Origin of the sequence: Bradyrhizobium sp. SPXBL-02 (genome assembly GCF_051853065.1) — a bacterium.
Classification (GTDB): domain Bacteria; phylum Pseudomonadota; class Alphaproteobacteria; order Rhizobiales; family Xanthobacteraceae; genus Bradyrhizobium.
In genome coordinates this window covers 5930999-5944080 of record NZ_CP182474.1, presented here as the reverse complement: position 1 = coordinate 5944080, position 13082 = coordinate 5930999, and the positions used below count along the sequence as shown (strand labels likewise).

The window sequence follows — 13082 nt, the reverse complement described above, 5'->3', positions numbered from 1 at the left end:
AGAGACGAAACACGTTGACGCAGAATCGCAATACGGTCGCACTGACCATGAGTACTCATGACGCGCCCCAAACTGTGACCTTTAAGAAAATGACCGACTTGGGCGACAAAACAGACAAAACAGAATGGCTCAAACCTATAGTCTTAATGACTATAACACAGGTTCATTCACAAGGTGTGAATTGGGTCGACAACGCGCGGGAGGAGACGTGGCCGACGCGGTCGGACAAGCCAAAGGTCAAACCGCCGTTGGAGCGGTGATTTCGGGGGACCGTCCCAAGTCGATTCCGAACTCGTTTGCGGTAAACCGCTGCTAGAGCACAAGCCCAAGCGCCAACCAGGTAGCAACAGACAAACAGACGCCAATTCCCAAATACGGCAATGCAATGCGCATGGTCACTCCTCGATGCCGAGACGCGACGAGAACATGGTCAGATACGCAGATTCGGGGCGCCAGCCCTATATTCCATGCGATGTATTGAGCCGTATAACGGCATCGACGAGCATATTTAATTTGACTCTTGAATACCGTCGAAATTATATGTATTTCAGTTAATTATTATATTTAATTTGGACGTCTCGCCGCGCCGCAAGAGAGGCGTAATGCATGCGCCGATCAATCGATACTGCACCCAGGGATCGAGAAAACACCCGGATAGAAGACGCGGCGGGGGAGCTCGGTCACGGGTCGCTCGAGACGGGCAGATGGGTAGCCAAGGACGGCTCGCCGATCGGCTTTTCACCGACCCCATTGGATCCTGAGACCCAGGATGTCGATCCGGAGGAGGCAACATCGGGCAGTTCGCTCGTTGCGGCTGTCGTTCTGGTCCCCCTCATCTTCATTGGGGTGACCCTGCTCGGTGCTTTCGACCCGTTCAAGGCACAAACGACTCTCGAAATGACACGCATTGACGGCGGGAGCGCCGCCGGCCTCGACCAGCGGCCGGACATCGGGACCGGATCGCTAGCATTCCTTCAGAGCGAAACGTCCGAGGTCCTGGTGCAGGCGGTCTCGGCAAGCACGGCGGGACCTCGACAACGGCTCGACGCCGACGCTCCGCGCAGTGACGCGCTCTCCGGTGAGCTGGCCGGCGCGCGCAGCGAGCTTGACGAGGCGGTCCAGCGCACGCACGCGGCGGAAATTGCCGCGGAGGAGCTGCGGCAGTCTCTTCAACAGGAGCAGGCCCGCGGCGCCGCCTTCGCGGACGAACTTGCCGGAACCCGCCGCGAAATCGAGGCCCGTATCGCGCAGGCGCGCGACGCGGACGAGGTGGCCACGCAGCAGAGAGATGCGGCGGCGTGGGAGATCGCTGAACTTCGGCAGTCCCTGCAGCAGGAGCGGGAGAAGAGCGCCGTCCAGGCGAAGCGAGTGAGCGCCGCGCAGGCGCTAGCGGCAAGCGCCGAGCAAGAACGCTACGATGCGCAGTCACGCGCCGCGGCGCTCGCGAGCGAGCTGGCCGGCATGGCTCGCGGATCGGCTACGGCCGACAATGCGGCGGCGGAGCAAAGCGAGGCGGCGGGACGGGAGATCGCGGAATTGCGGCAGTCCCTGCAGCGGGAGCGCGACAAGAACGCAGCCCTCGCACAACAGGAGGACGCTGCGCGGTCGGCAACGGCAAACGCCGAGCACCAACGCCGTGCGCTCGAAGAGGCCCAGGCTCACGCTGCCGCGCTGGAGGGCAAACTTGCGCAAATGCGCGGAGACATCGAAACCCTGAACGAGCATCTGCGCGAGGCGAACGATGCAGCCTCGCAGCAGAGACAGGCGGCGAACCGGGAGATCGCCGAATTGCGGCAGTCGCTGCACCAGGAGCGGAGCAGGACTGAAGCCAGGGAGAGAAGCCTCGCCTCGGTATCGCGCCTCACCGATGAGCCCGCCCCGGTTGCGCAAAGAAACGACGGTCCGATTCCATCGACGGCGCAGAACGTGACCGCAGCGGAGCCGCCGACGAGTCCAGGCCAGGACGAAGTGGAGGCCCGATTGATCCCGCGTGCCAGAGCGTTGCTCGATCAGGGCAATATCGGTGCAGCGCGGATTGTCCTCGAGCTCGCTGCCGAGAAGAACATCGCGCAGGCGACCTTCATGCTCGCGGAGACATATGATCCCGCGGTTCTGTCCGCTTGGGGGGCCTATGGAACGCGCGGCGAGGCGGCCAAGGCGCGAGAGCTCTACGCGAAGGCACAGAGGAGCGGCATCCGCGGAGCCAAGGAACGACTGGATGCATTGCATCACTGAGCGTGGGCTTTGCATTCATGCTGGGACGAGTGGTTGCAGTGGGTCATCCGGAAAGGAACGACATGAACAAGGTGCCAAGGTCGCTCTCGTCGCTCCTGCTCGTCGCGCTGGTGCCGATTGCCGTGCTGCTTCAACCGGCTTGCCTGGAAGCACAGACCGCAAGACCCGCCAAGGCGGATGCACGAGGGCCGCTCCCTCAGGAGAGAGAAAAGGACCGGATGAACGCCTGGACCGTCGGGCTCGCCGGCGGTCTGCTCGAGGGCGCGCCGATTCGTCTCGCCGCAGAAATGGCCCGTGTCGTCGACGACGGAGCAGAGCTGCATCTGCTGCCGATCGTCACCCGGGGCGCCACCGACAATCTGAACGCGCTGCTCTATCTGCGTGGTGTCGATACCGCGATCATCAATTCCGATGCGCTCGACGAGTACAAGCTTCAGGTTCCGCAGATCCAAAGCCGCATTACCTACCTGCTCAATCTGTTCCCGTCCGAGCTGCACATCTTCGTACGGCCGGAGATCACGAGCCTGCAGGACCTTGCCGGCAAGAAAGTGAACTTCAATACCCAGGGCACCGCAGCCGCCTATTCCGGACCGCTGATCTTCAGCCGCCTCGGCATCGACGTCGACAAGACGTTCATTCCGCATCAGCTTGCCCTGGAACAGATGCGCAAGGGTGAGATGTCGGCCGTCGTGTTCATCACGTCGAAGCCCGTCGATGCCTTCGTACGCGGTCGTTGGGAGGCCGGATTCAAGTTTCTCCCGGTCCACTACGACAGGAGATTCGAGGATTATTATCTGCCCGCGACCTTGGACGCGATCGAGTATCCCAATCTGATCAAGCAGGGCGACCGGGTCTCGACCATCGCGGTGCCGACAGCGCTCGTTGCGTTCAACTGGCGGCCGGGCTCGAATCGCTATCAACGCGTGGCGCGCCTCGTCGACTACCTGTTCTCGCGGATCGACCGCCTGCAGGCACCAGGCTTTGATCCGAAATGGCGGTCGATCAATCTTGCCGCAACCATCCCGGGGCTGACCCGCTTCCAGGCAGCGCAGGAATGGCTGGATCGCCAGGCGCGCAGCGCCCAGGCGAAGCCATGAACACTGCCGTTGCCCCGCTCGCCGTCGTCTTCAACGTTGCCTGCGGAATTGCCTACGCGCAAAGCGCGAGCGATTCCATGGAAGCACTTCGGGCTTGTTCGGGAATGGACGGATCGGCCCGGCTGGAATGTCTTCAAGAGTCATCACGCAAGCTGTCACCGCTTGCCCGGCGGGTGTCGGACGATAACTGGCTGGTCAGCGAGACCACCTCGCCGGTCGACTATTCGCCGATCGTCACCGCCACCACATCCTCTGTCGGCGGCTCCGATGGAGCCGCCATGCAGCTCGCAATCCACTGCCGCAAAGGCCGCACCGAAGTCACGGTCGCCGGACCGGCGCTGTCACGGAGCGCCAACGAATACGTCATCTCCTTTCGGCTGAATGCGGACACGCCAACGCAACTCGCGGCAGCGTCGCCGTCATTCGGCTCCGGCGTCGCTTTCGGGGGCGACGTCGTAAAGTTGCTGAACGCGCTACCCGACGACGGTCACGTCGTTGTGCGCCTGTTCGCCCGCACTGGTCAGGTGCAAGACGGACAATTCCTGCTCAGCGGATTTGGGAGCGTGCGCAAGAGAATGGCGGCTGCATGCAAATGGCCACATAGCGTCGCCAGACCAGGAAGGTGATGGTCAGGGAACGGGAGACACGAGATGATCAATCCGAAGTTGGCGATGGCAGCGATCGGCGGCCTGGCGATGGTGCTTCTGGTCGTACCAAGCGTGCAGGCGCAGCAGGACAACCAGTTGAATCCGCACTCGAGCGCGACGAATCAAGTAAGCGATCCGAAACAACCGAGTAGACAGGCGCAGGCGAGCAAGCCGGGACAGACTCGCACGGGCAAGCAAACCGCTGCGACCAGGGCGGCGATGGCTCAGGCGACAAAGGCCGAGATCGCCAAAAAGCCGCATCAGCTGATATTGCAGGTCAATTCCAACGACCCCGCGATGATGAACCTCACGCTCAACAATGCGAGCAATGTCGCTCAATATTACCGCGATCTCGGTGAACCAGTGTCGATCGAGATCGTAACCTTTGGTCCGGGTCTTCATATGCTGCGCGATGATACCTCGCCGGTAAAGCCACGCATCGAGGTGCTCGCGATGAGCAATCCCGAAATCTCCTTCAAAGCCTGCGGCAATACCCAGGACAATATGCGGAAGGCGGAGAGCAAGGACATCAATCTGATTCCTCAGGCGACGGTGGTCAAATCGGGTGTCGTCCGCGTCATGGAGCTGCAGGAACAGGGCTGGAGCTACGTCAAGCCCTGAGGTCCGGCGGTATGGGGCCATCGGATGCGCGGCTGGAGCATGATGGCGTGAGGCTTGATCGCTGCGCCGACGGAGGTGCACTCCCTCTCCCGCAAGCGGGGGAGGCCGCGGCAGCCGTTTCGACGCAAAGCCATTCCGCTTTGGCAGGACATCTCGGCTCCGACGATCGGTTTCGCTTTCGCTCTACAATCCGACGGGCTGCGAACCGACCTTGACCTGATCTTCCCAGTCCTCCCATTCGACGTTGTTGATGTCCAGATAGCTCGAGACCGCCGAGCCGATGGTCGGAAAGAACTGGGCTTCGCCGACCTGCGCATACAACCCGAATCGCTTCAGCTTGTCCTTCACGGGATCCTTGAGCTCGGCAAAGCATAGTTCGATGCCCCTGGCGTGCAGCGCCTTGTCCAGTTCGGCAACGGTATCGCAGGCGGTGACGTCGACGCTCGTGACCGGTTCGGCGGCGACGACCAGCCAGCGCACGGGCGTCGGCGATTTTTCGACCGCGGCCAAAATACGCTCCTTGAAGAACTCGGCATTGGCGAAGAACAGCGGCGCGTCCCAGCGGAACAGGACCAGTCCGGGTATCAGGCGGGCATCGGGATATCTCGTGATGTCGTGATAGCCCTTGACGCCGTGCGCCCGCCCCAGAATCGCGGAGTGTGGACGCCAGCCGTCCCACAGAAACTCGGCGATGGCCACCGCGATGGCGAGGCCGATTCCCGGAATCGCGCCCAGCACGGCCACGCCGACGAAGCAGAGCACGGTCAACCAGAATTCCCAGCGCTGGATCCGGTAGATCCGTTTGAGGTCGCCGATCTCGATCAGACCGATCGCGGCTGCGATCACCACCGCCGCCAAGGCGGCATTCGGCAGGTGCTGCAACAGGTTTGGCGCAGCCAACAGAAGGAACGCGATCGCAAGCGCGCCGACGACGCATGTGAGTTGGGTGCGGGCGCCGGCCGCTTCGGCAACGGGCGTGCGCGAGGAGCTGCTGCTGATCGGAAAGCCCTGAAAAAACCCGGTTGCCAGGTTGGCGGCGCCGAGACCCACCATCTCCTGGTTCGGATCGACCTTGTCGCCCAAGCGAGCAGCATAGGTTCGCGACAACACGCTGGTATCGGCGAACGAGACCAGAGCGATGGCGCAGCCGCCGGCCAGCACGGGGATCAGATCGCTATAGCCGATCCTGGGGATGGAGAAGGCCGGCAGCCCCTGGGGGAGTGGCCCCAGGACTTTCACACCGTAACCGGTTCCCAGGTCGAGGAGTGAGACGACAAGCGTCGCTCCGACGACGGCGATCAGGATTCCCGGCAGTCGTTTGTTGTCCTTGAGCAGCAGGATGACCATCAACGTGCCAAGTCCGACTGCGAATGCGGCCCAATTGATCTTGCCATCGCCGATCCCAACGGCGATCGCCCACAGGTCTCTCAGCGGTCCTTCGCTTTCGATCGAGAAGCCGAGCAGCTTTGGCAGCTGGCTGATCAAAACGGTCAGCGCGATCCCGTTCATGTAGCCGTACCGTATCGGCTTGGACAGCAGCTCGGTCACGAACCCCAACCGTGCGATGCCCGCGACAACGAGCACCGCTCCGGAAACGAGCGCCATCATCGCGGCAAGCATGGCCGCGCGGACCGGATCGCCGCCGGACAAGGGGACAATGACACCGAGGATGACGGCGGCCAGCGCCGAGTCCGGTCCGAGCACGATGATGCGGCTCGGACCGAACATCGCGTAGGCCAGAAGCGGGACGATGGTCGCGTAGAGGCCATGGATGCCCGGCAGTCCAGACGCGACGGCATAGGCGATCCCGACCGGGACCAGCATGGTCGCCAGCACGAGACCTGCGAATACATCATGCCGAAGCCAATCAGCTTCGTAGTGGCGAAGCGTGTTGATCCCGGGCACCCAACGCGTCCAACCGTTCACCGCGCGCACTCTCGTGTCGGTTCGCCGATAGCGCGCGAGGATCTCGCAACCGCTCGACCGCTCGCTTGACGCAAATCAACGTTGTCGATGCCTCGACCCTTCCGCGGCGCAGCAATGCTTGGGACGTGCATGAAGAGCGTGCGGTCCTAGAACTGATACCGCCGCAGTCCTCCATCCACCGGGATCACCGTGCCCGTGATGTACCGCGCCACCGGCGAGGCCAGGAACACCGCGAGTGCGGCCAGATCTTCCGGCTCGCCCCAATAGCCGACCGGGATCTCCTCCTCGGCAAAGCGCTCGCGGTAATCCGGCGGGTAGTTGCGGCGGATCTGCTCGCTCATGATGCGGCCGGGCGGGATGCAGTTGATGGTGATGCCGTGCTTGCCGATCTCGCGCGAGAGCCCCTTGGCCCAGGCGTGCACGGCGGCTTTGGCGGCGAAAGCGGCATTGAGGCCCTCCGGCTCCGACTTGCCGGTGATGTTGACGATGCGGCCCCATTTGCGCTCGATCATCTGCGGCAGCAGTGCATGCGCGATGCGGCGGTAGCTGGTGAAGTTGAGCGCGATCGCCTCGTCCCATTTGCTGTCGGGCGCATCGACGGGCAGGGGACGGCTGCCGCCGGCATTGTTGACGAGGATGTCGACATGGCCGAGCTCCTTCACGGCAAAGGCCGCGATGGTCTCGGCGGCGTCCTTGGCCATCACGTCCTGCGCCAACGGGATGATCAACCCGCCGCCGACCTCTTTCACCAGCTCGGCGAGGAGATCGGTGCGGCGCGCCACGCCGATGACACGCACGCCTTCGGCGGCGAGGCCCTTGGCGATGGCGCGGCCGATGCCGATGCTCGCGCCGGTGACGACAGCGGTTTTCGATGTGAGCCCGAGATCCATGGTCGCACGCTCTCTTGGTCGTTGCCTGCTTTTTGCTGTTTGTTTCCTGCCCTGTCCGGCGGGCTTGCGAATTGCCCGACCGGGATGAGCAGTGGTAACCAAGAGGCTTGCCGAAGGACAAGAGTCTTTTTTTAAGGAAAAAAGCCTTGGCGAAGGAAATACGAAAAACAAGGGCGTCGAAGGATGGTCTGGGATCCGCAGCAATATCTGAAGTTCTCCGGCCATCGGCTCCGGCCCGCCGTCGACCTGTTGCTGCGGATACCGGATTTTGCCCCGCGCGCGATCGCCGATCTCGGCGCCGGCGCCGGCAACGTCACCAAATTGATCGGGGAGCGCTGGCCTGAGGCGCGCGTGACCGGTGTCGAGGGCTCGGCCGAGATGGTTGCGGCGGGACGCAAGGCCGCCCCTGACGTGGAATGGTCACATGAAGATCTCGGCCATTGGAGTCCCGCCGGACAGTACGACTTGATCTATTCCAATGCCGCACTGCACTGGCTGCCCAATCACGCAGCACTGTTTCCGTCGCTGATGGAGAAGGTGACGCCAGGAGGCATGCTCGCGGTGCAGATGCCGCGCAATTTCCTCGCGCCTTCGCATGTGCTGATCGGCGAGACCGCGCTCGACGGCCCATGGCGGTCCAAGGTGGAGCATCTCGTCATACCGCCCCCGGTGGAAGGGCCGGCCTTCTATCACGACCTGCTCGCGCCGATGTCGGCGAACATCGACATCTGGGAGACTGAATATCTGCAGGTGCTCGAAGGCGACAACCCCGTGAAGGAATGGACCAAGGGCACTTGGCTGACGCGCTATCTCGACGTTCTGCAAGGCGAGGAGAAAGCCGCGTTCGAAGCCGCCTACGGGATGCGCGTCGCAAAGGCCTATCCGAAGAATGCGGCGGGGCAGACGCTGTTCCCGTTCCGCCGCCTCTTCATGGTCGCGCAGCGCAAGGGCTGATGGCACTCCCGCAATGCGGCATAAGCGATCGTCCCCTTGGACTCGCGCGGGCAGCGGCTTGCGCATCTGGCGGTCGCCACGTTAGCTTGGCTGCGGCAAATTGGGCTTAGGTCTAGTTGTTCGGCTGGCGGATTGCTGCCACTACTGGCCTGAAAAACAAGAAGAACCCGGTTAGAGGTTGTTGGGAGGTACGTTCATGCGCAAGCTGCTTGCCGCGGTCGGCGCCGCGGCTGTTCTCTTCGCTGCTCTCTCGGCTCCTCTCTTGGCTCCCGCCATCGCCCAAGCCCAGGGCCCGATCGTCATCAAGTTCAGCCACGTCGTCGCCAACGACACGCCGAAAGGGAAGGGCACGCTGAAGTTCAAGGAGCTCGCCGAAAAATACACCGACGGCAAGGTCAAGGTCGAAGTCTATCCGAACTCCACGCTCTACAAGGACAAGGAGGAGATCGAGGCGCTCCAGCTCGGCTCGGTGCATATGCTCGCGCCCTCGACCGCGAAATTCGCGCCGCTCGGCATCAAGGAATTCGAGGCGCTCGACCTGCCCTGGCTGTTCAAGGACGACGTGACCTATTCCAACGCGATGAAGGGCACGGTCGGCAAGTGGCTGTTTCAGAAGCTGGAGGCCAAGGGCATCACCGGCCTCGCTTACTGGGACAACGGCTTTCACATGCTCTCCGCCAACCGCCCCTTGCTGAAGCCGACTGATTTCCAGGGGCTTAAATTCCGCATCTCCGGATCGAAGGTCGCAGACCAATATCTCCGTATCATGGGCTCGATCCCGCAGATCATGGCGTTCTCGGAAGTCTACCAGGCGCTGCAGACCGGGGTGGTCGACGGCTGCGAGAACACGGCGTCGAACTATCTGACGCAGAAGTTCTATGAGGTGCAGAAGGACATCACCGTGTCCTATCACGCGCATCTGCAATATGCCGTCATCGTCAACTCGAAATTCTGGTCCGGCCTGCCGCCCGATATCCGAGCGCAGCTGGACAAGGCGATGGCAGAGGCGACCGACTACACCAACTCGATCGCGCGCCAGGAAAACGAGGACGCGCTGGCCGAGATCAAGAAGACCGGCAAGACCAATCTGCATTATCTCACCGAGGCCGACCGCAAGTCCTGGCAGGAGGCGATGCAACCGACTTATAAATGGGCCAAGGGGCGGGTCGGGCAGGAGGTGCTCGATCTCCTCGCCAAGGAACTCGACGTCAAGATGAACTGACGGGCTGCGCCCCAACAACAACACGATCAACGGTCGGGGGTGATCGCGCTCCCGGCCGTTGCGCTTGAAGGATCCAATCCAGGGGGACCAAGTTGCTGCGTGTGCTGAATCGTTTTCTCGATCATCTCGAGGAATGGCTGATCGCGACCATGATCGCGGCTGCTACGTCGCTCATCTTCGTTGCGGTGCTGCACCGTTACGGCGCCGGGCTGTCGATCGACATCGCCAAATGGGCGGAAGCCCGCAACCTCGCCTTCCTCGCAGTGCCCGCGCGCGCGACGTTCGCCTGGCTCGCCGCGCTCGACCTGTCCTGGGCGCAGGAGCTCTGCATCTACATGTTCATCTGGATGGCGAAGTTCGGCGCCGCCTATGGCGTGCGGACCGGCATCCATGTCGGCGTCGACGTGCTGGTCAACATCCTGCCCGGCGGCTCGCGCCGCCGCGTCATCACCTTCGGCCTGCTCTGCGGCGCGCTCTTCACCGCCATCGTCGGCTATTTCGGCGCCGCCTTCGTCAGCCAGATGTGGCAGACCGGCCAGCAATCCAACGATTTGGAAGCGCCGATGTGGATGGTGTATCTCACCATTCCGCTCGGCTCCGGCCTGATGTGCTTCCGCTTCCTGCAGGTCGCCTGGTCGTTCCACCGCACCGGCGAGCTGCCGCATCACGACATGGCGGGCGTCGAGGGTGTCGAGGCGGATCCGGTGCATCCGGCGCCGGTCACGCCCACCCAGGTCGTCCGGGACGAGCGCAGCCCGCTCGGCTGGATCCTGATGCTGCTGCCGGTGCTGATCGTCGCCGTGTGCTTCGCGCATGCGGGCCACATCATCACACTGCCGCAAGGCTTGCGCGTCCTCATCGTGTTCGCGCTGCTGCTCTCCCTGATGCTCACGGGCATGCCGATTTCGATCGCGCTCGGTCTCACCGTGCTCAGCTTCATGTTCACGCTGACCGATGTGCGAACGGAATCGGTTGCGCTGAAGCTGTTCACCGGCATCGAGAATTTCGAGATCATGGCGATCCCGTTTTTCATCCTCGCCGGCAACTTCCTGACCCATGGCGGCGTGGCGCGGCGGATGATCAGCTTCGCGACCTCGCTGGTCGGCCATTGGTACGGCGGCCTCGCGCTCTCGGGCGTGGTCGCCTGCGCGCTGTTTGCCGCGATCTCCGGCTCCTCGCCGGCGACCGTCGTTGCGATCGGATCGGTGATCCTGCCCGCCATGGTCGCGCAAGGCTTTCCGAAGCGGTTCGGCGCGGGCGTGATCACGACTTCGGGGTCGCTCGGCATTCTGATTCCGCCATCAATCCCGATGGTGCTCTACGCCGTCTCCACCAACAGCTCGGTCGGCAAGCTGTTCATCGCCGGCATCGTGCCGGGGCTTGCGCTCGCCACGCTACTCGGCATGACGACGTTCTATCGCGCCTGGCGCAACGACTATCCGCGGATGCCGAAGGCGACGCTGTACGAGCGCTTCGATGCGTTCCGCAAGTCGATCTGGGGCATCCTCCTGATCGTGATCGTGATCGGCGGCATCTACAGCGGCCTGTTCACGCCGACGGAAGCTGCCGCCGTCAGCGCGGTCTACGCCTTCATCGTGGCGGTGTTCATCTACAAGGATCTGAAGCTGCGCGACGTGCCGCGCGTGCTGCTGTCATCGGCCAACCTCTCGGCGATGCTGCTCTACATCATCACCAACGCCGTGCTGTTCTCGTTCCTGATGACGTATGAGAACGTGCCGCAGGCGCTGGCGCAATGGATGATCGACCAGGGCCTGGGCTGGATCGGCTTCCTATTGCTCGTCAACCTGCTGCTGCTGCTGGCAGGCAACGTGATGGAGCCGTCCTCGATCATCCTGATCATGGCGCCGATCCTGTTTCCGGTCGCGGTCAAGCTCGGCATCGACCCGATTCATTTCGGCATCCTGATGACGGTCAACATGGAGGTCGGCCTCTGCCATCCGCCCGTCGGCCTCAATCTCTACGTCGCCTCGGGCATCGCCAAGATGGGGATCACCGAGCTCACGGTCGCAGTGTGGCCGTGGCTGCTGACGATGCTGGGCTTCCTCGTGGTGGTGACCTATTGGCCCGGCCTGTCGCTGTGGCTGCCGCGGCTATTGGGGATGTAGCGAGGCGAGCGATAGGGCGCTCGTGCCCCGTTCTTTCTCTCATCTCTCTCCGCACACTCGCTGTCATCGCCCGGCGAAGACCGGGCGATCCAGTATCCCAGAGACGGTCGCGATGGAGCCGAGACGCCGCGGCGTACTGGATGCCCCGGTCGAGCCGGGGCATGACACTGTGCCTTGAGGTGAGAGCAGCCCCTACTCCGCGCTGCTCACCAGCTTGATCCGCGGCGCCTTGGCCTCGGTCAGGCTGCGATAGGCGGCGAGATAGTCGAGGGCCATGCGCCGCGCGGTGAAGCGCGTCTCGAACTGCTTGCGGATCGCGGTGCGGTCGAGCTGCGAAAGCCGGTTCACCACGCCTGCGGCGCTGATGACATCCTCGACGATGAAGCCGGTGAGGCCCTCGTCGATGATCTCCGGCACCGAGCCGCGGTTGAAGGCGACGACGGGTGTTCCGCACGCCATGGCTTCGATCATGACGAGGCCGAACGGCTCCGGCCAGTCGATTGGCAGCAAGAGGCCGAGCGCGCCGCTCAGGAAATCCGATTTCTCGTGATCGCTGATCTCGCCGATGAACTCCACCAGCGGATTGTTCTCGATCATCGGCCGGATCAGCTCGTCGTAATAATCCTGGTCGGCACGATCGACCTTGGCCGCGATCTTGAGCGGAATGCCGCAATGGGTCGCGATCTTGATGGCGCGGTCGACGCCCTTCTCGGGTGCGATGCGGCCGAGCACGGCGAGATATTCCTGTTTCGCCGGCTTCGGCGTCAGCAGCTTCTCCGGCAGGCCGTGGTGAATCGTCGTCACCCAGTTCGCCTGCGGCACCGGCCGCCGCTGCGCGTTGGAGATCGATATGACCGGCATCTTGGAGAAGGTGTTGAAGACCGGCTGATGCTCGGGAAGATCGAGCCGGCCGTGCAGCGTGGTCACGAACGGGGTCGGCTGGCGGTGGAACAACGACCAGGGATAATAGTCGAGGTGAAAGTGGAGGAAGTCGAACTCCTCGTCGTCACATTTCTGCCGCACCCGCTCCAGCAGCACCATGTGCAGCGCATTGGGATCGCGCACGGAACCGTCGAGCCGTAGCGCCCGCGGCCATAATGCATCGAGCTTGGCAGATGTTTGCGAGTCGCCACTGGCGAAAAGCGTCACGTCATGTCCCAGGGCCACCAGCTCTTCCGTCAACCAATGCACCACCCGCTCGGTGCCGCCATACAGCTTGGGTGGAACAGCCTCCGTCAACGGAGCTACCTGCGCGATGCGCATCTCACCATCTCCTCTGCGATCATGAATGTTGAAACCCCCACCTTTTACGGCACCGGCAATGCCAGACGAGGGAACGTTCCCGCACCTGCGAAGTTCCTTCT

General features: G+C 62.8%; 10 protein-coding genes and 1 pseudogene. 8 read left to right on the top strand and 3 right to left on the bottom strand.

Going from position 1 to position 13082, the window contains the following annotated elements:
- Positions 1-606: 606 nt before the first annotated feature.
- The 4 genes from ACNJYD_RS27720 to ACNJYD_RS27705 all read left to right on the top strand — a co-directional run bounded on the left by ACNJYD_RS27720 (position 607) and on the right by ACNJYD_RS27705 (position 4600).
- Positions 607-2235, top strand: coding sequence for a hypothetical protein (locus ACNJYD_RS27720; protein ID WP_439363888.1), 1629 nt, complete (start codon positions 607-609; stop codon positions 2233-2235).
- Positions 2236-2297: 62 nt separating this feature from the next.
- The gene (locus tag ACNJYD_RS27715; RefSeq protein ID WP_439363887.1) at positions 2298-3332 is read left to right on the top strand and encodes a TAXI family TRAP transporter solute-binding subunit; all 1035 of its coding nucleotides are present in this window, start codon (positions 2298-2300) and stop codon (positions 3330-3332) included.
- Entirely contained in the window at positions 3329-3958 is a 630-nt protein-coding gene (locus tag ACNJYD_RS27710) for a hypothetical protein (protein ID WP_439363886.1), read from the top strand. Before ACNJYD_RS27715 ends, ACNJYD_RS27710 begins: the two co-directional genes overlap by 4 nt.
- A gap of 24 nt (positions 3959-3982) precedes the next feature.
- A complete protein-coding gene (locus ACNJYD_RS27705) occupies positions 3983-4600 on the top strand; it encodes a DsrE family protein (RefSeq protein ID WP_246570620.1) in 618 nt (205 codons plus the stop codon).
- 183 nt (positions 4601-4783) lie between these two features.
- Here ACNJYD_RS27705 and ACNJYD_RS27700 read toward each other — a convergent pair whose 3' ends face one another.
- Positions 4784-6526: a SulP family inorganic anion transporter gene (locus ACNJYD_RS27700; RefSeq protein ID WP_172783901.1), complete on the bottom strand. Its 1743-nt coding sequence runs from the start codon at positions 6524-6526 to the stop codon at positions 4784-4786.
- Between the two features lie 146 nt (positions 6527-6672).
- Entirely contained in the window at positions 6673-7416 is a 744-nt protein-coding gene (locus ACNJYD_RS27695) for an SDR family NAD(P)-dependent oxidoreductase (protein ID WP_212254746.1), read from the bottom strand.
- Between the two features lie 183 nt (positions 7417-7599).
- Here ACNJYD_RS27695 and ACNJYD_RS27690 point away from each other — a divergent pair, with 183 nt between their 5' ends.
- From ACNJYD_RS27690 to ACNJYD_RS27675, 4 genes and pseudogenes are all read left to right on the top strand, one after another.
- Positions 7600-8370, top strand: coding sequence for a methyltransferase domain-containing protein (locus ACNJYD_RS27690; protein WP_212254747.1), 771 nt, complete (start codon positions 7600-7602; stop codon positions 8368-8370).
- A gap of 196 nt (positions 8371-8566) precedes the next feature.
- Positions 8567-9592 carry a DctP family TRAP transporter solute-binding subunit gene (locus ACNJYD_RS27685; protein ID WP_439363885.1) on the top strand — a complete coding sequence of 342 codons (1026 nt, stop codon included), beginning with the start codon at positions 8567-8569 and terminating at the stop codon, positions 9590-9592.
- Positions 9593-9741: 149 nt separating this feature from the next.
- Positions 9742-10170: pseudogene (locus ACNJYD_RS27680) on the top strand (TRAP transporter small permease); the annotation flags it as partial.
- Between the two features lie 306 nt (positions 10171-10476).
- Positions 10477-11718, top strand: a complete 1242-nt coding sequence (locus tag ACNJYD_RS27675) for a TRAP transporter large permease (protein ID WP_439367520.1) — start codon at positions 10477-10479, stop codon at positions 11716-11718.
- Positions 11719-11910: 192 nt separating this feature from the next.
- Here the strand turns inward: ACNJYD_RS27675 and ACNJYD_RS27670 are convergent, their stop codons facing one another.
- Entirely contained in the window at positions 11911-12981 is a 1071-nt protein-coding gene (locus ACNJYD_RS27670; RefSeq protein ID WP_172783906.1) for a glycosyltransferase family 4 protein, read from the bottom strand.
- Between the last annotated feature and the right edge of the window lie 101 nt (positions 12982-13082).